This window comes from Paenibacillus piri, from assembly GCF_004354045.1.
In the GTDB taxonomy this organism is placed as follows: domain Bacteria; phylum Bacillota; class Bacilli; order Paenibacillales; family NBRC-103111; genus Paenibacillus_S; species Paenibacillus_S piri.
On sequence record NZ_SMRT01000012.1, the window covers coordinates 87,687 to 109,910 of the forward strand.

Genomic DNA, 22,224 nt, shown 5'->3' on the forward strand with positions numbered 1-22,224 from the left:
GCATGGATAACCTGCTGTCGATACAACATCTGTCCAAGTCGTTTACTCTGCATAATCTGAACCAACATATTTCTGCCGTTGAAGATATCAGCTTGCATCTCCGGGAAGGGGAATTTGTAGGTATTACGGGCAAGAGCGGAAGCGGCAAATCCACCGTCCTGAGGTGCATCTATCGTACGTATCTGCCTCAATCGGGAAACATTTGGTACAATTCCAAGCAGTTCGGCCTCATTGATCTGGCAGCAGCTTCGGAGAGAACGGTCATTGATTTGCGTAAGTTTGAAATTGGATATGTGTCCCAATTTTTGAACGTCATGCCGCGTACGACTGCCAGGGAGCTGGTTCGCGAAGCCATTGTGGAAATGGGACATGATGCGGATTTTGCCGAGGCGGAAACAGTGAAAATGCTGGAGCACTTTGAGCTGGACCGCAGCTTATGGAACAGCTATCCGGCCACCTTCTCCGGCGGCGAGAAGCTTAGGCTGAATATAGCGAGAGCAATGGTCAAGCATCCCAGACTTCTGCTGCTGGACGAACCGACGGCAAGCCTCGATCACGGCTCCAAGCTGAAAGTGAAACAGCTTATTGAACAGCTGATGAAGGAAGGCACAACGATGCTGGGCATTTTTCATGACCTGGAATTCATGGATCATTTGTGCAACCGGGAGTATCAAATCAGGGACGGAAAGTTCTACACGGCACAAAAACAGAAAAATCTTACAACATCTTAAAATTGTTCGAACAATTAGAAAATAATCGGGATATATACTAAGCTTGATTACACTAAAATAGCGGTTATTCTAGGAGGAGTTTAAAGGTGAAAAAAATTTTGACGCTCATCGTTTCATTATCATTGGTTGCAGTTGCGGCAGGCTGCGGATCGAAAGCCGGCGATGCGCAGACCGCTGCGTCCCCTGTAAAAACAAAGGAGACGATTACAATTGCCTGGTATCCTAACGAATCCGGTGCGGATTTGAAAAATGCCCGCGATGAGCTGGGAAAAGTCATTGAAACCGCAACAGGAAAAAAAGTCGAGCATAAAACGACAACTGATTATACGATAGCCATCGAAGCTATAGCCAGCGGCAACGCTGACGTCGCTTTTATGGGACCGCAAGGCTACGTCGAAGCTAATGCAAAGAACAAGAAGGTCCAACCGCTGGTCGTGTCGAGCGGAGAGTCGGGAACGTTGGACGACGCCGTTTACTTCAGTTGGTTGAACGTACGTAAAGGTGAGGAAGATCCGTATAAAAGCGGCAGCGACTATGTCATGGATAATATTGCAGGTAAAAAGTTTTCGTTCGTTTCAAATTCCTCCACATCCGGATTTAAAGTACCTTCGGCCGGAATCGTAAGCTATTTCAGCAAAAAGGACAAGTTCAAAAACTTGACCCCCGATGATCTGCTTCAAGGCGGCAAGGACAAGTTTTTCAGCGAGGTGCTGTACGGAGGATCGCATCAAGGCTCCGCTGTCAATTTGTTGACCGGAAAAGCTGATGTAGCGGCTTTCTGCGATACTTGCGTGTCCAATTATGTAGAACTGGCTTCGGGAACGGCCAACAAGCCTGGTGCGGTGTATAAAGTGAAGCAAGGCGCAGCCGAACCGTTCAACACGCTGATCGGCAAAGAATTTACCGTTATTTCCGTTACTCCAGTGCTCAACTCGCCGTTCGCCATTAATACGGGCACAATCAGCGCAGAAGACCTGAAGAAGCTGCGGGATGCTTTTACCTCCGATGCTGTAACCAAGAACCCTATGGTTTTCCTGCCCAAAGATTCGAAGGATTCAGGCTTGTTCAAGCAAAAGACTGGAAAAGAGAAGTTTCTGCCCGTAGAGGACGCTTGGTTCAATCCGGTTAGAGAACTGTCTAAGTGAACTCGTTCAGCCTTGCTGAACATCGGGGAATCAGATGGGGATTCTACCCCACCGATTCAAGGGCCCACCTTAGAGGTGGGGTCTTAACCCGATAAAGTCGTAATCGGATAAATGGTTTAACGTGAACCACAAAAACATATCAAGGGAGTTAACCATGACAACGTTATTGGAATTCAAGCAGGTATCAAAGCAGTACGGCGCGGATACAAGAGCGTTATCAGATGTTAATTTCGCTGTGAGAGAAGGAGAGTTCCTGTCGATTATCGGACCTTCGGGCGCGGGTAAATCGACTCTCCTTCGCTGTATAAACCGTATGATTGACGCAAGCAGCGGAGAGATCATTTTTGATGGCGCAAACATAATGGGCTTTAACAGGAGCGAATTGAAACGGCTGCGAACCCGGATGGGGATGGTTTTTCAGCACTACAATTTGGTGAACAGGCTGACCGTGATCGAAAATGTCCTTCATGGTCGGCTTGGGTATAAGTCCACTCTGGAAGGCGTTCTCGGATTTTACACCAAGGAAGAGAAGCGGCAGGCCTACGCCATATTAAAGATTCTTGGACTGGAAGACCAGGTGTACAAACGATGCGATCAGCTGAGCGGCGGACAAAAGCAGAGGGTAGGGATCGCCAGAGCCCTTGTTCAAGACCCTAAAATGCTGCTTTGCGACGAGCCAATCGCTTCCTTGGATCCGAACGCCTCCAAAATCATTATGGATCATTTGCGAGGTATCTCTTCCAACATGGGAATCACGGTTATTGTTAATCTGCACCAGGTTGAGGTAGCGCTTAAATATTCAGATCGGATCATCGGTGTGAACAAAGGAAGCATCGTTTATGACGGCCCCCCGGCAGGAATCAATCGCGAGCAGCTGTCCAGAATCTATGGCTCGAAGCCGGATGACCTTGAAGAAGAGATGGAGGGTCAAAATGCGGGATAATTTCTTTGCCAGAAAGAGAATGAACACGCTGCTCTTCTGTACATTATTAATGGCAGTCACATTAATTGCTATCATCATTACCGACTATAATGTAATCAAAGGCTTCACCTCTATTCCGAAAGCTGCCGAGTGGGCTCTCAGCAATTTTTATCCTAATGAAAAAGCTCTGAAACGGCTTCCCGCCATATTCAGCAGCATGACCGAGACGATACTCGTTTCCATAGCGTCAACCGCCGTTGCAGCCATATTCGCAATGCTGTTTGCTATCGCAGGCTCCCAAACGACGGGTGTAGGGGGAGTCATTAGTTTTATAAGCCGATCGATCGCGACTTTATTTCGCAACATTGATGTAGCCGCTTGGTCGATGATTCTGCTGCTTTCCTTCGGGCAAAGCGTGCTGACCGGGTATTTCGCGCTCTTCTTCGGCTCTTTCGGTTTTTTGACGCGCGCCTTCATGGAGTCGATCGATGAAGTTAGCAATAGCTCTGTAGAGGCGCTGAGAGCGACGGGAGCGGGTTACTTTTCCATCATTTTTCAATCGGTGATTCCTTCCAGTATCCCTCAGCTGCTCAGCTGGATCTTGTTTATGGTGGAAACAAACATTCGCCATGCCACATTGATCGGCATTTTGACCGGAACAGGTATCGGGTTTCTTTTCAGCTTGTATTACAAAAGTTTGAATTACAGCTCCGCGTCCTTGGTTGTCATTGTCATCGTCATTGCAATTTTGTTCATAGAAGCCGTTTCGAACTATGTCAGGAAGGTGATTTTGTAAAATGGGACTTCAAGAAACGATAAAAGCCGTCTATGACAAAGACACCGATCTAAAGACGACATTGGACGAACGGATGAAGGCGAAGCCCTTCAACAAACAAGCGATGGCAATCAGACTCACTTTGACCGCTTTGGCCATCTTAACGTTATATGGATTCGCAACTTTTGACTATAAGGACATTCAATTGCTGGATGCCGTCTATTCAATGGCCATTACCGTCAAAACGATGTTCTTCCAGCCAAGTATAAATCACTTTACTTTTGGAGACGGGCTTAAGCAGGTGAGCATAACGCTTGGCCTGGCGTTTCTGACAACGCTGTTCGGCTCGTTCGTCGCCTTGTTCCTTAGCTTATTGGCTGCCCGCAATCTCTCCGATCCCAGGCTTTCGATTGTAATTAAGGGCGGAGTCGCGTTTATTAGAGCGGTCCCAACCGTTTTATGGGTTTTAATTTTTGCGGTTGCAGCGGGACTCGGAAGTGTTGCAGCGGTAATTGGCATGACCTTTCATTCCGTCAGCTATCTTGTTAAAGCTTACTCCGAGTCATTCGAGGAACTGGACAAGGGGGTTATCGAAGCTTTGAAGGCAAGCGGCGCCAATTGGTGGCAAATCGTGTTTCAAGCCGTTATTCCGTCGTCCGTCACGTATTTGATTTCATGGACTTTCATGCGCTTTGAGATCAATTTTGCCGTTGCCGTGGCCATGGGAGCCGCAGCAGGCGCAGGAGGCATCGGATATGACATGTTTATGGCCAGTTCCTTTTATTATGATGTCAGGGAGATCGGGGCCATTACGTATTTCATCCTTGTATTTGCCATCCTGCTTGAAATTATGGCAGGGAGAATCAAGAAGAAATTAAAGGTTCATGATTGAACGTGGTACCGACATGGAACCGACAAATGCAAGTCTTGTCGACAGGCGCGTCACAGCTTATTTAAAGCGCGTACATCATTTAAGCGTGGAGCTGCCGAGATATTATGATTACCAATAAACAAAACCGGTCTAACACTTTATTTTCGTGTTGTGACCGGTTTTTGCTTTCGCGTGCAGATAAAGGCTTAAACGGGGTATAATGGTACGTATATGAAATCGGGAGCTGGATAGGAATGAAGCGTATTACGATATTGATCGCGGACGACGAGGCGGAAATTGCGGATCTGATTGCGATGCATTTAGAAAAAGAAGGCTATTATACGATCAAAGTATCGGATGGGGCAGCGGCGGTTCATGCGGTACAATCCCATTCGATCGATTTGGCAATTTTGGATATCATGATGCCTAAGCTGGACGGCCATGAAGTAACCCGTCAAATCCGGGAGCAGCATCGGATGCCGATCATTTTCTTGAGCGCGAAAACGTCGGATCTGGATAAAATTACAGGGCTTGTCATAGGAGCCGACGATTATTTGACCAAACCGTTTAACCCGATGGAATTGGTTGCCCGGGTGAATGCCCAGCTCCGTCGCTCCATGTATTTGAATCAGCCTTCAACGGAAAATAAATCGGTTCTGGAAGCCGGCGGCTTGATTATCGATCCGGATAGGCACACGGTTGTTCAATACGGCCGAACCGTCGAGCTGACGCCCAAAGAATTCGATATTTTATATCTGCTAGCCTGTCATCCGAGCAAAGTGTTCAGTGCGGAACATATATTCCAGCACGTATGGGGCGAATCCTATTATGAGAGCGGAAATACGGTCATGGTGCATATCCGCACGCTTCGGAAAAAGCTTGGCGACGATAAGAACAAATATATCAAAACGGTATGGGGAGTAGGGTATACGTTCAATGGCTAAAATAATACGAAGCTTTCGGTTGAGAATGATCGTGCTGTTCGGGCTCAGCATGCTCGCTTCCGGTATCCTTACGTACTTTTTGTATAAAGGCCTTCAGCTGTACTATCATGAGTATGCCCGGCCGGGAGATGCTGTGGTTCAACTGCGCTACTTCATAAACCGTGTCGGGGACGTTAATTTTTTTATGATCGTGTTTGTCCCGCTGGCGATATTATTTTTCTTTTTATTGACCAAGCCTTACGCAGCGTATTTCGATAACATTTCCAAAGGCATTCACAGACTTGCCGTCGGCGACTTCACTTCCCGGGTGGAGCTCCACTCCAACGACGAATTCCAGGACATTGCGGAAGACATTAACCGGGCCGGCGAAAAATTGAAAAAAGCCGTCGAGCGGGGAGATTTCGCAGAAAGCAGCAAGGATCAGCTTGTATTGAATTTGGCTCATGATTTGCGTACGCCGCTGACATCCGTTTTGGGATATTTGGATTTCATTCTGACGAACGATCATTTGACGGAAGATCAAGCCCGGCATTATGCAACGATTGCATATACGAAGTCGCGGCGGCTGGAAAAACTGATCGAAGAACTGTTCGAAATCACGAGAATGAATTACGGCATGCTTGCGGTGGAAAAAAAGCCGATCGATTTAAGCGAGCTGCTGAACCAATTGAACGAGGAGCTTTATCCCATTTTTGAGAAAAATAATTTGACCGCCAGATTGAATGTTCCTCCGCATATTGTGATTTCAGGTGAAGGGGAGCTATTGGCGCGCGTGTTTGAAAATCTGCTGACGAACGCAGCCCGATATGGAAAGGATGGGCAGTATGTCGATATCAGCTGCAGTCTCGAGGGCTCCGATGCAGTCGTTCAAGTAATCAATTACGGTCATGCGATTCCGCAGGAAGAACTGCCTTATCTCTTCGAGATGTTCTACACCGGGGATCACGCCCGGACTTATCAGGGGGACAGCACAGGCCTCGGCTTGTTCATCGCCAAAAACATCGTGGAGCGGCACAACGGAACGATATCCGTCGAAAGCGGCTTGATTTGTACTGTTTTTGAAGTGCGTTTACCGCTTCAGGTCTGAAGTTTAAGAAAAACTTTAGATTTGCCCCGCTTCTTTTTAAACAATTTGTCCTAGCCTAGAGGAACATAAGGTTAAGGAGGAAGCTGAGTTTGAAGAAGTGGTTATGTTTGTTCGTTTTATTGCTGCTGCTGGGCTGCGAATCCGTTCAACCGAAGCCGGAGGTTTCCATCGATGTTCAGAAGAAAGCGGAAGCAGCCAAAAACAATACAAAAATCAATGTGGCTAAAGATCAGATTTACAAAGGAAATTTGGTATTGGTCAACAAGGAGTACCCGGTCCATCCCGGGAGCGTCGAACCTGACATCGTTCGTTTGGCTCAGCATAAAGAGCTGGTGACGGGCTTCGGGCTGCTGGATAACACGATTCAGCTGCCCCGAAGTGTAGTGCAGAGCTTTATAACGATGATCCAGGCTGCGGGCAAGGATGGAGTCAATCATTTTATGATCAGCAGCGGTTATCGGGATGATGCGGAGCAGCGCAAGCTTTACAAGGAAATGGGAGCCGATTATGCTCTGCCAGCGGGCCACAGCGAGCATAACCTCGGTTTATCTCTGGATATCGGATCCACCCTCAAAGAAATGAATCAAGCTCCCGAAGGAGCATGGTTGAAAAAGAATGCATGGAAATACGGATTTATTTTACGTTATCCGAAGGACAAAACCGCGATTACGGGCATTCAATATGAACCTTGGCATTTTCGCTACGTTGGTTTGCCGCACAGCGGGATTATGGAGGATAACGATTTCACATTGGAAGAATACTTGGATTATTTGAAAGAGCAAAAGTCCATTTTGGTGAAAGTAGACGGCAAGCAGTATGAGATTTTATATGAACCCGTTTCCCGAAGCGCGACGATTCAGGTGCCAGCCAATCGTCGCTATAAGATATCCGGAAACAATATCGATGGCGTAATTGTAACCGTTCAGCTTTGAGCTTGGTGTCCTTCACCGGTTGGAAAAATATTCGATGACAAAGTCGCGAAATTTGCGAGCCGCCATGGACAAGTATCGTTTCTCCGACCAAATGATCCGATAGTCGCGCTGACAGACAGGATATTCGATAGGCAGCAGAACAATCCCCGTGTCTTCTTCGCTCTTGCATCCGAATAGCGCAACGCCGAGCCCGGAGCGGACCAGACTGACCATAGCGCCGGGTTCGTCTACCTGGCAGACGAATTTCGGCGACATTCCGGCCTCCCGAAAAAACAATTCGTTCATTTTTTGAAAAACAAAGCTTTCCTTGTACCCGATAAACGGTTCTTCGGCCGCTTCGCTAAGACGAACGGCATGGCGGCTTGCCAAACGGTGCTCGCGGGGAACCGCCAAATATAATTGCTCCTTCAGCACAGTCACATGCGCAATGCCCGGATATTCAAGCGGCATCGCCGTAAAGCCGATATCGACCGCTCCGGCTTCGATTAATTGCGTAATTTCTTCGGTCGAGGCCTGCGTAATTTGCATATTGACGTTTGGATGAAGCGAAAGAAATTCGCCCAACGGCTCCGATAGACGAGCCAAGGTCAAAGTCGTCAAATGAATGCTCCCATGCTCCAGGCCGGCCAGCTCGAGAACCTCCTTCCGCCCGTCCTCCAACAGCGCAAGCGCGGCTTCCACTTTGTTCAAGAACGCTCTGCCGAACGGATTCAATCGAATCCGCCCGCCTTGCCGGTCAAACAGCGGCACCCCCACATGCTCCTCCAATCGGGCGATCGTCTTGCTTAGAGCAGGCTGAGCGATCCGTAGCTCCTGGGCCGCCCGCGTCATATGCTCCAGTCTGGCAACCGTTCGAAAATATTGCAATTGCAGCAGCTCCATACGTTCTCCCCCCTTAATCATATACTGCAGTATATGATCTATATAGCTTAATATATATTTTTATTTATTGCAGATCAATTATAAAATGAATCTCATCTAAACAAGAAAGAGGGTAATGAGATGAAGGCTGCTGCATTTGCTTCGATTGGCGGTCCGGAGGTTATGCGTGTGATGGAATTTCCGGAACCGCAAGCCGGACCGGGCCAAGTAAGGATCCGGGTGAAGGCGGCGGGCGTACAGCATTACGACTGCAGTGTGCGCAGCGGCTGGTCGCCGGCGGGCGTCACGATAAGCTTGCCGCAAATTCCCGGGAACGAGTTCGCGGGCATCGTAGATCAGGTTGGCGACGGGGTAACGAACGTCACATTGGGGAGCGAAGTGCTCGGCTTCACGACATTGAGCTGCTATGCCGAATATGTGACGGTTAGCGCGAATCAAATCGTGAGCAAGCCCGAGTCGATGTCCTGGGCAGAGGCGGGGGGATTAACCGGCAATGGTCAGGGCGCTTATATCGCGCTGAAGGCGATCGGCATCGGACCAAGCGATACGCTTCTGATCCACGGCGCAGCCGGCTCGCTCGGCGCATTCGCCGTACAGCTGGCCAAGGAGTGGGGGGCCGCGACTGTCATCGGCACAGCCAGCGAGGGCAATCACGACTATGTTCGCTCGCTTGGCGCCATACCGGTTGCGTATGGGGAAGGACTGGTCGAACTGGTGCGGGCAATCGCGCCGCAAGGGGTCGATGCGGCCTTCGATACGGCAGGAGCTGACGCCGTCCGCGCATCGGTGGAGCTGGTGAAGGACAGGAGCCGCATCTGCACATTCGCCGCCCACGAGCTGATCGGCGAGCTCGGTCTTTGCGTCGTCCGCGGCGAACGCACCGCAGCCCGTCTTGCCGAACTGGTCGAGCTGCATACAATGGGGAAGCTGCGCATTCAAATCCGGCAGACGTTCCCGCTCGATCAGGTCGAAGCTGCGCACAGGGAGATCGAGACCCGGCACGGCCGCGGCAAAATCGTCCTCACTTTTGACTAATAACAATTGTATTTATGGCCATTGCAAAGGAGAGAATTGAATTGAACATTCAACTGATTATCGGAAGTATCCGGGAAGGGCGAAGAGGCAGATCTATCGGGGAATGGGCTTATGAGACGGCCGCGGCGAGAGGAGACATGTCCGTCGAATTGATCGACTTGAAGGAATGGAATTTACCGATGTTCGATCTCGCCAAGCCGCCCATCCGCGGCGAGTATGAAAATCGTCTGCAGCAGCTCTGGGCGGACAAGATCAAGGAAGCGGACGGGTATTTGTTTATTAGCCCGGAATATAACCACAGCTATACGTCCGCGCTCAAAAATGCCGTCGATTACCTGTACGATGAATGGGGGCGCAAGCCGGCAGGCTTCATCGGCTATGGACCGACAGGCGGAATACGCGGCATCGAGCAGCTGCGGCTCGTGCTGATCGAATTAAAGATGGCTGCGCTGGGCAATGCGCTGCATCTCATGAGGGTGCATGAGAAAATTGAAAATAACCGGTTTAACGGCGATGAACATGACGTTGCGAATTTGAACTATGTGTTGGATGATTTGCTTTGGTGGAGCAAGGCTTTACACGAAGCCAGGAATATTCAGTAAAAGGCTGCCGGTTTTTTGGGTATCACCAGCGGTTGGAACCCGTACCCATACCTCGGTACATGAAGGATCGTCCGTGATTTTTTCCGGACGGTCCTTTCATATTAGCTCCAGCCGGATCTCTAAGGCAGCGCAGTATACCGCCGGGACAACATTCGGCATATCGACTCCTACATCCCGAAATGCTCCTTTAGCAGCTCCTTGAATCTCGCTCTGTCGATGCTCTCTTTGGTTACGATACCATGGCTCCATCGGGTGAAGGAGGTATCCGTTAAGGTCATATTTCCTTCATTCGTCAGCCGGGTAACAAGCGGGTTTTTATTAAATGAAGATTTCGGGTCATGTGCGATGATCTTTTGAATCTCATTCATTTCCGATACATCGGTTACAGGCATTCCGGAATCGAAGGCATAACCTGTTTTCCAATCCGTATGCTTATACTTCAATTTCTGTTCAAACACATAATCTCCGTGCTCGGTGCTCGTTTTCCTGATCCGGGACTGTCCATTCGCGGAGCTTACCGGCTCCCCGCTTAAAGGAACAGGCTTCAATGGCAAATTTCCGCCAAAGCCCGTATCTATTAAGTAGGTTTGATCCTCATGCGTCAGAAGGATGGTTACATGGGTTCTTCCTGCCGCCGAGTATACTTGAGCATCATGATTGTATACGACCCCGCGCGTTAATACGACGTTGAAGCCATTGTCGACCAGAAAGAAATACAAGATCGAGTTTAGTTCGTAGCATAGCCCGCCTTCCTTGTTCACTAAAATTTTGTTCATGAGGCTGTCTTTTGTAATGTCGTTGGTTTTCCCTTCGATGATTCTTAAATTTTCAAAAGGAATGATTGTTGCCGTTTGCTCAAGTAGGTGATTCAGGCTTGCAAAAGTGATCGTTTCATCCTCCGAAAGGCCGATCCGTTGACGAAATAACGCGTTCAGCTCGCTCATTTGCCGTTCCTCCTTATCGTTTCCCGCAGCTTATTGCGCTTCCGCGCGGTCCGATTGGAGCCCCGGCGCAGCAGCTTTTTTGGGAATTTTGTTCTGTCCCCGATAATTCGTGCCCATAACCCCTATTATAATCAGTATCGAACCGATAATATGATAGACCGTTATGTCTTCTTTTAAAAATATCGACCCGGCAGCGACAGAAACGACCGTCGCCAGATTGGAAAATACGCTCATCCTGGAAGCTTCGATTTTAGATAAGACGTAGTTGGCCGTTAACGCGGTGACGAATGAGGAAATGACCCCCAGGTAAAGGATAGACACGATAAAAGTCCCGCTGGCGAGCGGCGCGAATAGCTGATCGAGCGTCCCCGAGGCCGCATGACCGGTGAGCGATATCGCCAAAAACGTGACGAAGCCGATTCCCAGCATCAAAAAGCTGATTTCCATCGGGGTGTATGTTCGTAAAAGCGAGCGGGCCAAAACGCTGTATCCGGCAAAAGTCAGAGTCGATAAAAACAACAGGAGAAATCCTGTCATATTGGACAAGTCGATGCCGCTTCCCTTCATGATAAAGATGAACGCAACGCCGAATACCGACAAAAAGATCGACAGCTTCTGCAGCGCCGTCGTCGATTCCTTTAAAAACACGAAGGCCAGCAGCATCGTCACAATCGGCGTGAAGGCATACAGGATGCCTCCCTCGGAAGAAGTGGCATGCTGCAGCCCGAACGTTTGCAGCGTGAAAAATCCGAACGGATACATTGTGGCCAGCAGCAGTATTTTATATAGCGGTTTGCCGCGGTAATTCAGACGTACCCGCCCGAACATAACCGGGATGGAGACGGCCGCAAACGATGCGGCAAAACGGTACATCAGCGTGTCGACAGGCTGGCCGTGCTCGAGCGCCATTTTGGCAAACAAAAATGAAAATCCGATAATTACCGCGTTCAGCACGGCTAATACATAAGCAAGCTTCAGCCCGTTTTGATTCATAACGATGTCCACCTCGTTTCAAAAATCGGAATCTCGTTCGCGAATATCGATCCGTTACTTGACATCGTATGGCAAATGGTCGGCCCGGACAATATATAATTACGTAAAGTGTATCGATACAGTTGGCTGATCCGCTATAATAAATACAGAAAGCGAGGGGAGCGGCGTGAACAAATACATGTCCATTCTTTCTGATATGGAGCAACAAATTACAGAAGGACGATACCGTTCCGGCCAAAAGCTGCCTTCTGTCCGCAATGCCGCGAAGTCTTACGGATGCAGCGTCAGCACCATTATACGGGCGTATGCGGAATTGGAGAAGCGCCACATGATTTATTCGATTTCGCAAAGCGGCTACTACGTGGTCGAAAAACCGGGTGACGGGGAAGACCGCATGGAGAGTCAAATCATCGATTTCGCTTCGGCTTCGCCGGATGTAAACCTGTTTCCGTATTTGGATTTTCAGCATTGCTTGAACAAGGCGATCGATACTTACAAATATCATCTGTTTACCTATGGCGATCCGAAAGGGCTGGAAAGCCTCCGCCATACGCTCGTTTCCCATTTGGCCGGCGATCAGGTGTTTACGACAGCGGAGCGGATTGTAGTTACATCGGGCGTGCAGCAGGCGTTGGAAATTTTGGCGAAAATGCCGTTTCCGAACGGGAACTCGCTTATTTTGGTAGAACAGCCGAGCTACGATATTTATTTGCGGTTTCTTGAAGCTGAAGGCATACCGGTGCGCGGCATCGCCCGTTCGACGGCAGGCATCGACTTGCGGGAACTGGAGAAGAAGTTCAAATATGATGGGATTAAATTTTTTTACACGATGTCGAGATACCACAATCCGCTGGGCACTTCGTACAGCATGGAGGAGCGGAAGGCGATCGCCGGATTGGCGAGCAAATACAATGTGTACGTCGTAGAGGACGATTATATGGCCGACCTGGGCGAAGAACGGGGATTCGATCCCATTTACGCCTATAACGGAACCTCGCATGTCGTGTATTTGAAAAGCTTTTCGAAAATCATTTTCCCGGGATTGCGCCTGGGTGCAACCGTTTTGCCGGGATCGCTGCTGGAGGCGTTCCACGCCCGCAAAAATTACGCCGATACGTCGTTATTGTCCCAGGCGGCGCTTGAAGTATACATCAAAAACGGCATGTACGAGCGGCACAAGCACAAAATAAACAGGCAATATACGGCGCGGATTCGTACTTTGAATGAGGCCGTACAAAAGTATAATGACGCCGGGGAGATTGAAATATCGGATGTCCGCTCAGGCATATATGTGCAGTTTAAGCTGCCGCGGACGGTCAATCTGGAACGGTTAACGAATCGGCTTGCAGCGAGGAAAATCAGCGTTGTGCCGGGGAAAAAATTTTATTTGTCCGGTTACATGGAGCGGGAGAAGTTTTTGCGGCTCAGCATTTCCCGGGCGCAGCCTGAGCGAATCGAGGAAGGGATCATGGCGATCGTCGAGGAAGTAAGGCGTGCGGATGGATTGTTTATTCTTGAATGTTTGTTAAAGAAATGATAAGCTTCTAGTATTAGGAGGTGTCGATGAACAATATTGCGATTTCAGCAGAGCCGATTAAAATTCGTCAAGTTACTTGGCAATAGGGGGGATCATCGTGGCCAGGCACAGAGAGTTCGATACGACAGAGGTGCTTTCCAAAGCTATGGAATATTTCTGGAAGCATGGTTATGAAGGTACGTCCATCCAAGAGCTGGTTAATCATGTGGGCGTCAAGGCGCAGAGTCTATACAATACTTACGGGGGCAAACGCGATTTATTTTTCGCGGCGCTCAAGCATTATGTCAACCAAAGCACGGTCATTCATACGCTCGAACGGACGCCGTCGGGAAAGGAAGCCATCACTCAAGTGTTCCGTGAAGTGCTTGCAAGCCTTGCCCATACAGATCGGTCGAGGGGATGCTTCGTGAACAATACTTGTGTTGAACTCGCACCGCATGACCCCGAGATTGCCGATTTTTTAGAAAAGGAAAGAATCCGTCTTGAACGCGCTTATTACGACGCATTGACCCGGGCCAGGGAACAGGGGGAGCTTAATGAGCGCTATCAAGATCTGACGGCGCTTGCAAGATCTTTGAACAATGCGCAAGGCGGATTGATGGTTACCGCCAAGACGATATCGGATATGACAGTTCTGGAGGACATCGTTCGGGTCAATCTTTCGATATTCGATTGAAAGGTGCCCTTTTTTTTACCTAATATTTTAATGATCATTCAAAAAAACAAGTAATTACGCTGATGAAAAAAACGATGGTAGGGGAGAACTGAAGATGAACAAGAATGCGATCATTTATTTACTTGCCTTTGGCTTATTTGTCATGGTTACAGCGGAAATTGTTGTAGCAGGTATTCTGGGAATGATTGCACAGGATACGAAGGTGTCCATTGGGATTGCCGGTCAATTGGTGACTGTTTTTGCCGCTGTAATTGCGGTTGGGACGCCCATTTTGATATCACTAACTTCAAAAATGGAGAGGAAGAAGCTGCTTCTCCTTTCCTTTTTTGTTTTCATCGTCGGCAATTTGCTGGCCTTTTTTAGCCCCAATTTCACCGTTCTCATGGCTTCCAGGATTGTTCAGGCGGCAAGCGTAGGCGTATTTGCAGTTGTCGCTTTGACTGTAGGCTCAAGTATAGCAGCGCCGGAGAGGCGGGGCAACGCTATCGGCATTATTGTTATGGGAGCAAGTACGGCCTTGGTTGTCGGCGTTCCCCTCGGAACGTTAATAGGCGAATATTGGGGATGGCGCTCCGTCTTTATGTTTACGTCCATTTTAGCCGTATTATCGACCATCGGGATTGCTGCATCCGTTCCAAAATTTGAAAGTCAGGAATCGGTTTCGATAAAAAAACAGCTTGCGGCATTGCGGGATCGTCGCTTAATTAGCGGATTGCTCATTACGTTTTTTTGGGTTGCAGGGTACCAGATCATGTTTACCTATATATCCCCTTTTCTGCAGGAGGCTGCAGGTCTGAACATTTCACAGATCAGCGCCGCGCTATTCATATGCGGAATATTTGCGGTTATAGGTTCGCGTATCGGAGGATATGGAGCTGACCGATGGGGAATATACCGCACATTGCTTGTCAGTCTGCTGCTCCACGCAGCGGCGTTAATGCTTCTTCCTTGGGCAGCGACAACATTTACAGGGGCACTAATCATCCTTGCGGTTTGGATAGGGTCCGCTTATATGACGTCGCCTGCACAGCAATACTATCTTGTTTCGCTTTCCCCGAACTCCTCCGGTTTAGCACTCGGCCTAAACCATTCCGTTAATCAATTCGGAATAGCTGTTGGAGCCGGCGCAGGCGGATGGGCAGTAAATCAAACATCCATGATGAACCTGGGGTGGATAGGGGCCCTAAGCATCCTTGTCGGCTTGCTTGCCGTATTTTATTCGTTTTCATTAAAAAACAAACAGCTTAAAGAGCTGGATGAAGCCTCATGACCGGCTCCTTCGGGTCAAGCAGAAATAGTGAAAAGCATGACAGTTATGATTTGGGACAACGAAACTAAGGAGACAGATAAGATTCACTCACAATATAATGTTTAATTTACTCGTAATTATGCTATAATTATATACAAATATTGCCGAGGAGCGATCGTTATGCCTACAATACGTCCAATATCAGATTTACGCAATAACGCGAATGAAATTTCCGAATTTTGCCACAGAGAGCGTGAGCCTGTATTTATAACTAAGAATGGTTCAGGCGATATGGTAGTCATGAGTATCGAGGAGTATGAGCGCCAGCAAGCATTAATCGAATTATATAGCAAGTTGTTTGAGGTTGAAGCTGAAATTGCGGACGGCGCTGTCGGCGAAGACTTCATGGACGTTTCCCGGAAGTTGAGGTCAAACATTCGTGGGAAAATATAAAGTGTTGATTTTCCCTGCTGCAATAAGAGATTTGCAGGAGATTATCGATTATATTAATGAACAATCATTATTTAACGCTTATGAGTTGTATGATGACATTACTGATCAGATCGCATCGCTTGCAGAATTGCCATTTAGATGTCCCTTGATTAAAAATCAAATTCTTCGGTTGAAGGGTTACCGCGTTTTACAGGTTCATAGTTATTTGGTATTTTACGTTGTCATAAATGATTTAGTCCAGATCAGACGTATTTTGCATGGAAAAAGGCATTACGACTCTTTATTGTAAAGGAGTTCGATCCCCTTTGACTCCAATCAAATGTCGATCCGCTGACGAAATATTCGCGGCCTGTCTCCGAAATAATAACAAGCCGACGCGGGTACGGGCGTCGGCTTGTCCATTCCGATAGCCATCTGAATGTACGACGAAGACGGGCTTCTGTATCTTGATCAATAAGGAGCGGCGTCATGGCCTTTTTGCACGGCTTTTTCAGGCGCTTGATCGCTCTCGCCGTTGCCGAGCGGCTTTTGGCTGGATCCGCCATTCGGCGCATTGGCCAATCCTTCCCTTAAACGTCGGCCGTATTCCTTGTCAGCCTCTTCGGCGAGAGCTATCATTTTATGTTGAATGCGCTTGTCGCATCGCGAAAGGTCCGCTACAAGGTTGGAGATTAATTCGGCTCTTTCCCATTCCTCGAACCTGCGGTACGTGTCGCCCGCTTGCTTGGTATTGCTCTGCCGGGAGATCGACTCGCGCACCAGTCTTCCTTCAATATGCGGCGTATATTCCTTGCCTGCCTGCTCCGTTTCCTTTAATCCGCCCAACATCGAGGGCTCATAATTAATATGAGGATTTTGACCGGGGGCGCGGTCGACTTTATATTGCATCTGGCCGCCGCTCTGGTTCGTTGCAACCCTCTTTTTCGGCGCGTTGATCGGCAGCTGCAAATAATTCGCGCCTACGCGGTGGCGCTGCGTATCAGAATAGGAAAACGTTCGGCCTTGAAGCATTTTATCATCGGAAAAATCAAGGCCGTCGACGAGGACGCCTGTACCGAATGCCGCTTGCTCCACTTCCGTGAAATAATCCTCCGGGTTGCGGTTTAAAACCATTTTTCCGACCGGCAGCCAAGGAAAACGTTCCTCCGGCCACAGCTTTGTATCGTCCAGCGGGTCAAAATCCAATTCGGGATGATCGTCGACACTCATGATTTGGACCAGCAATTCCCATTCCGGATAATCGCCGCGTGCAATCGCATCATATAAATCTTGAGTCGCATGATTGAAATTGATGGCCTGGATCTCGCTGGCTTCTTTTTGCGTCAAGTTTTTGATGCCTTGCTTCGGCTCCCAGTGATATTTGACGAGCACCGCCTCTCCTTGCCGGTTTACCCATTTATACGTGTTGACGCCGGAGCCTTGCATCATGCGATAGTTGGCTGGAATGCCCCAAGGCGAATAAACGAATGTCACCATGTGAAACGTTTCGGGAGAGCTTGCGCAAAAGTCGAAAAATCGTTCTCCATCCTGAATATTTGTAATGGGATCCGGTTTAAACGCATGAATCATGTCGGGAAATTTAATGGCGTCGCGGATAAAGAAAATTTTCAGGTTGTTTCCAACCAAATCCCAATTCCCGTCCTCCGTATAAAATTTTACGGCAAATCCGCGGGGATCGCGAAGCGTTTCAGGGGAATGTCCGCCGTGGATGACGGTCGAGAAACGGACGAACACGGGGGTCTGCTTCCCTTTCTCCTGAAAAATTTTCGCACGCGTATACTTCGATATCGGCTCGTCGCCTGCCGTTCCATAAGTTTCGAAATAACCGTGAGCGCCTGCGCCGCGGGCATGCACGACACGCTCCGGAACACGCTCGCGGTCAAAATGGCTGATTTTTTCGATAAAATCGTAATTTTCCAAAGTGGCCGGACCGCGGTTGCCTACGGTTCTCAAATTTTGATTGTTCGTAACCGGATGTCCCTGCCGATTCGTCAAGGTATGGTCGTTTTCAGAGTTCCGGTTTTCACGATTGGATGGATCTTTTGCCACGATTAGCCCTCCTGTACATTTTATTCCCGCCCTCATGTTTCCCTATTTTTAACAAATTATTACGAATTGCATCAAATGGAAACGAATGGTATTCTGAGAATAAACAGACGTTCTTTCTGAAAGGGGAAGAAAATGATGAAAAAAACGTTCGTCAAGTTATAACATGCTTATCGAATCCGTATTCGCGACGTTCGAACCCGCGGACCTCCCGCCTGCAATTTTGAAATGCATCCAAACAAATAAAATGCGGAGGTCGGCAAACGAATATGAGAAATGAAAAAGAGATGTTTGAATTAATTATCGGGTTAGCCCAAAAAGACGAGCGGGTCCGTGCCGTAACGCTGGAAGGCTCGAGAACGAATCCGAATGTTCCCAAAGATATGTTTCAGGATTACGACGTCAGCTTTCATGTTTCGGAGATGAAATCCTTTCTCCTTCAACCAGATTGGATTGACGTTTTTGGAGAGCGGATTATTATGCAGACTCCCGAAGCCATGTCCATGTTTCCTCCGGAACTGGGCCGGTGTTTTTCCTATCTGATGCTGTTTACGGACGGGAATCGCATCGATCTGACTTTAGTCCCGCTGGATGGGTACGAGGCGTATAGCAAAGAAGACAAGCTGATGATGGTTTTATTGGATAAAGACGGCATTTTCCCCGGGGTCCCGGCTCCTACTGACAAAGATTATTGGGTGAAGCGCCCTTCGGCCGAGTTTTTCGCGGACTGCTGCAATGAATTTTGGTGGGTTTCTACGTATGTGGCGAAAGGCTTATGGAGGAATGAAATCCTTTATGCCCAGGACCATCTGAACAAAATCGTCAGGCCCATGCTCATTAAAATGCTGGAATGGGAAGCAGGCATCCGAACAAATTTTTCAGTCAGTACCGGTAAAAACGGAAAATATTTGGATAACTATCTTTCCGAGCAAAGCTGGCAGCAGCTTTTGTCCACTTACGCCGATGGCAGCTACAAGAGTACATGGAATGCGCTGCTCGCTGCGGGAGCACTTTTTCGCAGTACGGCGAAGTACGTTGCGGATCATTTCCATTATGAGTATCCTCATGAAGACGACCGGCGTGTCACGGAATATTTAAAGCATGTTCAACAGCTGCCGCCCGATGCCGCCGAAATTTATTGATCCATGAAGCTATTTCACGGATAACCGCATAATGAATCACAACCAGCCCAACACTTTTTACGTGTTGCGGCTGGTTTTTTGTTGAACGTTTTTATTTTGATCGAATTCTAATCGAATTCTAATTTTAGCGTGCGAGAATGGATTTAGACCGAAGGAGGCGATCGATTTGTGCGGAAACGTTTGCGTTTCAATGAGGGCTTGACAGCGCTATTGTTTCTGCTGCCGAGCCTGACGGGATTTGCTGTCTTCTTCGTGATTCCATTTGCAATGGGGTTTTACTTTTCGCTTATGGACAGCCCTGTCGGCGGATCGTTTGCCGGAGTCGCGAATTACCGCGAGCTGCTTGAAAATCCCGTGTTTAGGCGGGCAGCCGCCAATACGTTCCTGTTCACGGCTATTTGCGTGCCGCTCAACATGCTGCTATCGCTGGGATTAGCCATGATGCTGAATAAAAAGCTGCCGTTTCGCCAATCGTTCCGTGTTTCGTTCTTGAGCCCGCTGGTCGTGCCGGTGGCGTCCGTGGTGCTCGTCTGGAAAGCTTTGTTTGACCTGCACGGAGCACTGAACGGATGGACCGCGAGCTGGGGGATCGTTCCGAAGGATTGGATGGAGAGCAGTGCTGCGCTGGCGGTGGTACTCATCGTCTACTTATGGAAAAACATCGGTTACAACATGGTGCTGTTTCTCGCCGGTCTGCAGAACATTCCGGCGGACTATTACGAAGCTGCGGCAGTCGACGGGGCCGGCAAATTCCGGCAATGGCGATCGATTACGCTCGTGTATTTGACTCCGACCGCATTTTTCGTGTTCATCATGTCGATCATTAACTCGTTCAAGGTGTTCAGGGAGACGTACCTGATGGCAGGCGATTACCCGGACCCGAGCATTTACATGCTGCAGCATTATATGAACAACATGTTCAAATCGCTCGACTATCAGAAGCTGACGTCGGCCGCTTTTTTAATGGCGCTGGTGATCATACTGCTGGTCTGGATTCTCTTCCTGGCGGAACGGCGCATCGGCAAGTCGCTCGGTTGATCGAGAATTCGCCACGGAAAGGAGATTTCGAATGGAAGCGAGCAAACCGCAAGCAGAGCCCGATTCGACCGCTTTACGAAGCCCGGTACTCCGAAAAGGCGCAGCGGCGAACGTCAGGCGCAGACGCAGGCTGCGTGCGGCCCGTATCGGCCCCAAAGCCGGGCAAATCGGGCTCGTTATCCTGCTTGCCGCGTTGATGGCGGTATTCCTTTTCCCGATGATGCTGACATTTGCCAATTCGTTCATGGCGGAAGACGAAATTACAACGGTTTTTGCCCCGCTTTCGGGCAGTACGGCGAGTCAAGGCGCAGGCACAGACGGTAACGAATTCGTCAGCCTGAAATGGATCCCGGATCGCGTGACGCTATCGCAGTTTTACGCTGTGTTGATCGGGAGACCCCAGTTTCTGTTCATGTTCTGGAATTCCGTGAAAATGACGGTACCCATCATCGCCGGCCAAATCGCGGTCGCATCGCTCGCCGCGTACGCGTTCGCCCATTTGCGCTTCCGGTTCCGCGAGCCGCTCTTTTTCATGTATATCGTCACAATGCTGATGCCGTTCCAGGTGACGCTCGTGCCGAACTATATCGTAGCGGATTATCTCGGGCTGTTGGACTCGCATTGGTCGATCATTTTACCGGGCATATTCAGCGCATTCGGAGTCTTTCTGCTGCGGCAGTTCATGATGTTTGTGCCCGGCAGCTACATCGAGGCGGCCCGGGTGGACGGAGCGGGCCATCTGTACATTTTCGCAAGAATCGTCCTGCCGATGTGCGGCACGGGAGTGGCGGCGCTTTCCATTCTCGTCTTTATCGATAATTGGAACATGGTGGAGCAGCCGCTTATCTTTTTGCAGGATGCGATCAAACAGCCGCTGTCCGTCTATTTGTCGGTCATCGGCGAGGGCGAACGGGGCATCGCTTTTGCCGCCTCGACGATTTATATGCTACCGCTTCTTTTGGTGGCGCTGTACGCTGAAAAATATTTGATCGAGGGCATCCAGCTATCCGGGATCAAAGGGTAAGGGCAGGAAGGAGGAACGCTCGATGGACAACACAATGGCTGCTTCAAGCGAAGAGCACGCCAGGAAGAAAGCGATCAGGCGGGCGATCCTCGTTTTCGTTCTGGTCATGGTCGCATTAACGTTTTTTTCGAATACGCTGCTCAATATCTCGCTGGCGGTGGTGACGGTGCAGCAGCCGGGGGCCGGACCTTTGTCGCATCAGATTACCGGCTCGGGTACGGTGGAAGCGGCGGAAACGGCGGATTTGTACGTCGAGACCAACTGGGCCGCAAGCGACGTCCGAATCAAGGTCGGCGACAAGGTGGAGGCTGGCCAGGAGCTGGTTCTGTTTAAAACGAGAGATGCGGAGGATTCGTTGAAAGATAATCAGGCGAGATACGAGCAGAAGCGGCTGAGCCTGCAAAAGCTGCAGGACAACTATATGGACGTTGCCCGCAGCAGCGACGAGAAGCAAATGCGGAGCGTTTCCCGCGACATCGACAGCACGAAGCTGGACATGCAGATTCTCGAGCGGCAAATTGCCGGCCTGCAGCGGCAGCTTTCTGAATTTACGCGGCTCACGGCACCGGTTGCCGGAGTTGTAACCGAGTTGAATGCGGTGAAAGGCGCGCCTGTCCAGAGCGGGAAAGCGGCGGTACGCATCGCCGATGCGGCAAAAGGACAGCAGCTCAAAGCGACGGTCCCCGACGCCAAGGCCTCCTATGTGCAGGTCGGGGATGAAACGGAGCTGATCTTTGCCGCTCTGAGCAATGCCCGGATCAAAGCCCGAATCTCGGATATCCGGGATACGGTCGATTCGTCCGGACAGGCGGGTTCATCCGGCGCTTCCACTCAGCCTAAGCGGGAAGGAAAGGAAATTACTTTCCTGCTGCAGGATGCCAGGCTAAAAGGAGGGGAGACAGGCGAGTTCGACATCGTCAAAAAAACGGTGCCGTTTCGGTCGCTGCTGCCGAACGACGCGATCCGGGAAGACGATAACGGGAAGTATGTGCTGATCCTCAAGGAAAAGAAAGGGCCGCTTGGCAGCGAATACATGCTGCAGCGGGCTTCCGTCCAGGCCGGAGACGCGGATGACAGCAAGACATCCATCGAGAACGGCGTTACGCCGCTGGATCAAGTCGTCGTTTCCGGCAGCAAACCGGTTGCGGACGGAGACCGAGTGCTTCGGAGCAACTGACTATTCCATGGAAAGGAGA

At 49.5% G+C, this 22,224-nt stretch carries 23 protein-coding genes; 19 read left to right on the top strand and 4 right to left on the bottom strand.

Annotation, left to right across the window (positions count from 1 at the left end; translation table 11 throughout):
- Nucleotides 1-2 precede the first annotated feature (2 nt).
- The 8 genes from E1757_RS22565 (at nt 3) to E1757_RS22600 (ending at nt 7,407) form a co-directional block, all read left to right on the top strand.
- Nucleotides 3-731, top strand: coding sequence for a phosphonate C-P lyase system protein PhnL (locus tag E1757_RS22565; protein WP_133232343.1), 729 nt, complete (start codon nt 3-5; stop codon nt 729-731).
- Nucleotides 732-817: 86 nt separating this feature from the next.
- Nucleotides 818-1,876 carry a phosphate/phosphite/phosphonate ABC transporter substrate-binding protein gene (locus E1757_RS22570; RefSeq protein WP_133232345.1) on the top strand — a complete coding sequence of 353 codons (1,059 nt, stop codon included), beginning with the start codon at nt 818-820 and terminating at the stop codon, nt 1,874-1,876.
- Nucleotides 1,877-2,030: 154 nt separating this feature from the next.
- Nucleotides 2,031-2,819: a phosphonate ABC transporter ATP-binding protein gene (phnC, locus tag E1757_RS22575; RefSeq protein ID WP_133232347.1), complete on the top strand. Its 789-nt coding sequence runs from the start codon at nt 2,031-2,033 to the stop codon at nt 2,817-2,819.
- A complete protein-coding gene (locus E1757_RS22580; protein ID WP_133232349.1) occupies nt 2,809-3,594 on the top strand; it encodes a PhnE/PtxC family ABC transporter permease in 786 nt (261 codons plus the stop codon). Before phnC ends, E1757_RS22580 begins: the two co-directional genes overlap by 11 nt.
- Before the next feature lies 1 nt (nt 3,595).
- Entirely contained in the window at nt 3,596-4,465 is an 870-nt protein-coding gene (locus tag E1757_RS22585) for a PhnE/PtxC family ABC transporter permease (protein ID WP_133232351.1), read from the top strand.
- Between the two features lie 233 nt (nt 4,466-4,698).
- Nucleotides 4,699-5,388: a response regulator transcription factor gene (locus E1757_RS22590; protein WP_133232353.1), complete on the top strand. Its 690-nt coding sequence runs from the start codon at nt 4,699-4,701 to the stop codon at nt 5,386-5,388.
- Nucleotides 5,381-6,475: a HAMP domain-containing sensor histidine kinase gene (locus tag E1757_RS22595; protein ID WP_133232355.1), complete on the top strand. Its 1,095-nt coding sequence runs from the start codon at nt 5,381-5,383 to the stop codon at nt 6,473-6,475. The genes E1757_RS22590 and E1757_RS22595 overlap by 8 nt, the downstream gene beginning before the upstream one ends.
- Before the next feature lie 89 nt (nt 6,476-6,564).
- Nucleotides 6,565-7,407 (top strand): M15 family metallopeptidase, encoded by an 843-nt coding sequence (locus tag E1757_RS22600; RefSeq protein WP_133232357.1) that lies wholly within the window; start codon nt 6,565-6,567, stop codon nt 7,405-7,407.
- A 12-nt stretch (nt 7,408-7,419) separates the two neighbouring features.
- On the opposite strand, the gene E1757_RS22605 is transcribed toward E1757_RS22600, so the two are convergent.
- The gene (locus tag E1757_RS22605) at nt 7,420-8,289 is read right to left on the bottom strand and encodes a LysR family transcriptional regulator (RefSeq protein WP_133232359.1); all 870 of its coding nucleotides are present in this window, start codon (nt 8,287-8,289) and stop codon (nt 7,420-7,422) included.
- Between the two features lie 120 nt (nt 8,290-8,409).
- Here E1757_RS22605 and E1757_RS22610 point away from each other — a divergent pair, with 120 nt between their 5' ends.
- Both E1757_RS22610 and E1757_RS22615 read left to right on the top strand, forming a co-directional pair.
- Nucleotides 8,410-9,324 (top strand): NADP-dependent oxidoreductase, encoded by a 915-nt coding sequence (locus E1757_RS22610; RefSeq protein WP_133232361.1) that lies wholly within the window; start codon nt 8,410-8,412, stop codon nt 9,322-9,324.
- A 41-nt stretch (nt 9,325-9,365) separates the two neighbouring features.
- A complete protein-coding gene (locus E1757_RS22615; protein ID WP_165972241.1) occupies nt 9,366-9,926 on the top strand; it encodes an NADPH-dependent FMN reductase in 561 nt (186 codons plus the stop codon).
- Nucleotides 9,927-10,093: 167 nt separating this feature from the next.
- Here the strand turns inward: E1757_RS22615 and E1757_RS22620 are convergent, their stop codons facing one another.
- Together E1757_RS22620 and E1757_RS22625 are read right to left on the bottom strand one after the other, a co-directional pair.
- Nucleotides 10,094-10,870, bottom strand: coding sequence for an arylamine N-acetyltransferase family protein (locus tag E1757_RS22620; protein WP_133232365.1), 777 nt, complete (start codon nt 10,868-10,870; stop codon nt 10,094-10,096).
- 30 nt (nt 10,871-10,900) lie between these two features.
- Nucleotides 10,901-11,863, bottom strand: a complete 963-nt coding sequence (locus E1757_RS22625; RefSeq protein WP_133232367.1) for a DMT family transporter — start codon at nt 11,861-11,863, stop codon at nt 10,901-10,903.
- Nucleotides 11,864-12,029: 166 nt separating this feature from the next.
- Here E1757_RS22625 and E1757_RS22630 point away from each other — a divergent pair, with 166 nt between their 5' ends.
- The 5 genes from E1757_RS22630 (at nt 12,030) to E1757_RS22650 (ending at nt 16,067) form a co-directional block, all read left to right on the top strand.
- Nucleotides 12,030-13,400, top strand: coding sequence for an aminotransferase-like domain-containing protein (locus E1757_RS22630; RefSeq protein ID WP_133232369.1), 1,371 nt, complete (start codon nt 12,030-12,032; stop codon nt 13,398-13,400).
- Between the two features lie 97 nt (nt 13,401-13,497).
- Complete coding sequence (locus E1757_RS22635) at nt 13,498-14,076, top strand: TetR/AcrR family transcriptional regulator (RefSeq protein ID WP_133232371.1); 579 nt, start codon at nt 13,498-13,500, stop codon at nt 14,074-14,076.
- A gap of 94 nt (nt 14,077-14,170) precedes the next feature.
- Complete coding sequence (locus E1757_RS22640) at nt 14,171-15,346, top strand: MFS transporter (protein ID WP_133232373.1); 1,176 nt, start codon at nt 14,171-14,173, stop codon at nt 15,344-15,346.
- Nucleotides 15,347-15,505: 159 nt separating this feature from the next.
- Nucleotides 15,506-15,778: a type II toxin-antitoxin system Phd/YefM family antitoxin gene (locus tag E1757_RS22645; RefSeq protein ID WP_133232375.1), complete on the top strand. Its 273-nt coding sequence runs from the start codon at nt 15,506-15,508 to the stop codon at nt 15,776-15,778.
- A complete protein-coding gene (locus E1757_RS22650; RefSeq protein WP_133232377.1) occupies nt 15,765-16,067 on the top strand; it encodes a type II toxin-antitoxin system RelE/ParE family toxin in 303 nt (100 codons plus the stop codon). Before E1757_RS22645 ends, E1757_RS22650 begins: the two co-directional genes overlap by 14 nt.
- A 161-nt stretch (nt 16,068-16,228) precedes the next feature.
- Here the strand turns inward: E1757_RS22650 and E1757_RS22655 are convergent, their stop codons facing one another.
- A complete protein-coding gene (locus E1757_RS22655) occupies nt 16,229-17,827 on the bottom strand; it encodes a catalase (protein ID WP_246079406.1) in 1,599 nt (532 codons plus the stop codon).
- 266 nt (nt 17,828-18,093) lie between these two features.
- Here E1757_RS22655 and E1757_RS22660 point away from each other — a divergent pair, with 266 nt between their 5' ends.
- The 4 genes from E1757_RS22660 to E1757_RS22675 all read left to right on the top strand — a co-directional run bounded on the left by E1757_RS22660 (nt 18,094) and on the right by E1757_RS22675 (nt 22,205).
- Nucleotides 18,094-18,966, top strand: coding sequence for an aminoglycoside 6-adenylyltransferase (locus E1757_RS22660; protein ID WP_133232381.1), 873 nt, complete (start codon nt 18,094-18,096; stop codon nt 18,964-18,966).
- Nucleotides 18,967-19,134: 168 nt separating this feature from the next.
- Nucleotides 19,135-20,004 carry a carbohydrate ABC transporter permease gene (locus E1757_RS22665; RefSeq protein WP_220446525.1) on the top strand — a complete coding sequence of 290 codons (870 nt, stop codon included), beginning with the start codon at nt 19,135-19,137 and terminating at the stop codon, nt 20,002-20,004.
- 31 nt (nt 20,005-20,035) lie between these two features.
- Entirely contained in the window at nt 20,036-21,028 is a 993-nt protein-coding gene (locus E1757_RS22670; RefSeq protein ID WP_133232383.1) for a carbohydrate ABC transporter permease, read from the top strand.
- 22 nt (nt 21,029-21,050) lie between these two features.
- Complete coding sequence (locus E1757_RS22675) at nt 21,051-22,205, top strand: efflux RND transporter periplasmic adaptor subunit (RefSeq protein ID WP_133232385.1); 1,155 nt, start codon at nt 21,051-21,053, stop codon at nt 22,203-22,205.
- The last annotated feature ends 19 nt before the right edge of the window (nt 22,206-22,224 follow it).